The organism is Halomonas sp. 3D7M (assembly GCF_014897885.1).
Lineage (GTDB): Bacteria > Pseudomonadota > Gammaproteobacteria > Pseudomonadales > Halomonadaceae > Vreelandella.
Genome location: NZ_JABUZF010000207.1, coordinates 1 through 2,230, shown reverse-complemented (window position 1 = coordinate 2,230; position 2,230 = coordinate 1). Strand labels below are relative to the sequence as shown.

Sequence of the window (2,230 nt, the reverse complement as noted above, 5' to 3'; positions counted from 1 at the left end):
AGTATTTGGTGCCGCTTCTGAGGCGTTTTCCCAGAAAAACATCAACTGCTCGATTGCTGAGTCGCTGACGCGCTTTGAGCCAGTGCTTGCGCGAGCCAACGAAGCAGGTGTGCGGGTGCGTGGCTATGTGTCCTGCGTGCTGGGCTGCCCCTATGAAGGGGCTATTTCTCCGCAAAAAGTTGCCGAGGTAGCCAGCGCACTTTATGAGATGGGCTGCTATGAAATCTCTCTGGGTGACACCATCGGTGTCGGCACGCCGCTAGCCGCTAAGCGGATGATTGAGGCTGCCCGCCAGCAGGTGCCCATCGAGCATTTAGCGGCCCACTTCCATGATACCTATGGCATGGCGCTAGCTAACTTATATGCCGTAATGGAAGAAGGCGTGAGCGTGATTGACGCAGCGACCGCAGGGCTTGGTGGCTGCCCTTATGCCAAAGGTGCATCCGGCAATGTGGCCACGGAAGACGTACTTTACCTGCTAGAGGGGCTGGGCATTAACACGGGCATCGACCTCCAGGCAGTGATTGATACGGGCGTCTGGATCACTCAGCAGCTTGGTCGCAAGCCCAGTTCTAAAGTCGCGTTGGCCAAAAGCACGGTTAGCTAATAATAACTATAGAAGCCAACTGCTTTCTTCCCGTTGAGACAAAAAAAACAGTTCGGAGAGACATCCATGGCATCACCTGCACACACCCTACCTAGCTACACCAGCAGCACCGCAGATAAGCCGCTGCTGGGCATGACCATTGGCGATAAATTTGATCAGATCGCCGCACAGTATCCCGACAACGACGCGCTAATCGCCCTTCATCAGAACATTCACTGGAGCTACCGCCAGCTTCAGGAAGAAGTTAACCGTTGCGCCCGTGCGTTGCTGGCCATTGGCGTTAAAAAAGGCGACCGAGTTGCCATCTGGGCACCTAACTGCTGCGAATGGACCCTAACCCAATTTGCCACCGCCAAGATTGGCGCGATTTTAGTCAACATTAACCCCTCTTATCGTACTCATGAGCTGGACTACGCGCTTAATCAATCCGGTGCGCGCTTTTTAGTCACTGCCAATCAATTCAAAAGCTCTGATTACACCGCCATGCTGTTTGAGCTCGCGCCTGAACTAAATAGCAGCACAGAAGGCCAGCTAAAATCGCACAAGCTACCTGATCTTGAGTGCATCATTAATCTGGGCTCTGACAAACAGAGTGGTATGTGGCGCTGGGCAGACTTCATTAACGAAGCCAGCAAGATCAGCCAGACGGATGTTGATGACCTGCAGGCCACGCTACAGTTTGATGACCCGATCAATATTCAGTACACCTCGGGCACAACGGGCTTTCCGAAAGGCGCGACGCTCTCTCACCACAACATCCTCAACAATGGCTTCTTTGTTGCCGAAAGCATGGGCTTTACCAGCGAAGACCGCTTGGTCATCCCCGTACCGCTCTACCACTGCTTCGGCATGGTGATGGGTAACCTGGGCTGTATGACCCATGGCGCGGCGATGATTTATCCGGATGAAGGGTTCGAACCCGGCAAAGTGCTAAAAGCGGTACACGAGCAAAAAGCCACCGCGCTTTACGGCGTACCCACTATGTTCATCGCCGAACTAGAGCACCCCGACTTTGCCACGACTGATTTTTCCACGCTGCGCACCGGCATTATGGCGGGTTCTATTTGTCCTGCAGAAATCATGAAGCAGGTCATCGAAAAGATGAACATGAAAGGCGTACAGATCGCCTATGGCATGACAGAAACCAGCCCAGTTTCCACCCAAACCGGCGCTAACGACACCATTGATAAGCGCGTTTCTACCGTCGGCCGCACCCAACCCCACCTAGAAAGCAAGATCGTCGATCCTGGCAACGGCGGCATTCTGCCCCGTGGTGAAATTGGTGAGTTATGCACCCGTGGCTACAGTGTGATGCTCAAGTACTGGAACAATGACAAAGCCACGGCTGAAGCCATTGATGAAGCCGGTTGGATGCATACGGGCGATCTTGCCACGATGGACGAGGAAGGCTACATCCAGATCGTTGGCCGCATTAAAGACATGGTGATTCGCGGCGGTGAGAATGTATACCCGAAAGAGATCGAGGAGTTTTTATACGCCCACCCTGCGATTTCAGAAGTACAGGTTACCGGTGTTCCGGATAAGAAGTATGGCGAAGAGTTAATTGCTTGGGTGAAGCTCAACAGCAGCGCAGGAGAAGTCACTGGAGAAGCCCTGCGCGAG

The 2,230-nt window shown here is 53.5% G+C and carries 2 protein-coding genes; both read left to right on the top strand.

Going from position 1 to position 2,230, the window contains the following annotated elements:
• Nucleotides 1-607, top strand: a 607-nt coding sequence (locus INT22_RS11460) for a hydroxymethylglutaryl-CoA lyase (protein ID WP_193068251.1), incomplete at its 5' end; no start/stop codon positions are given.
• A gap of 66 nt (nucleotides 608-673) precedes the next feature.
• The coding region (locus INT22_RS11455; protein WP_193068250.1) for an AMP-binding protein at nucleotides 674-2,230 on the top strand (1,557 nt) is incomplete at its 3' end.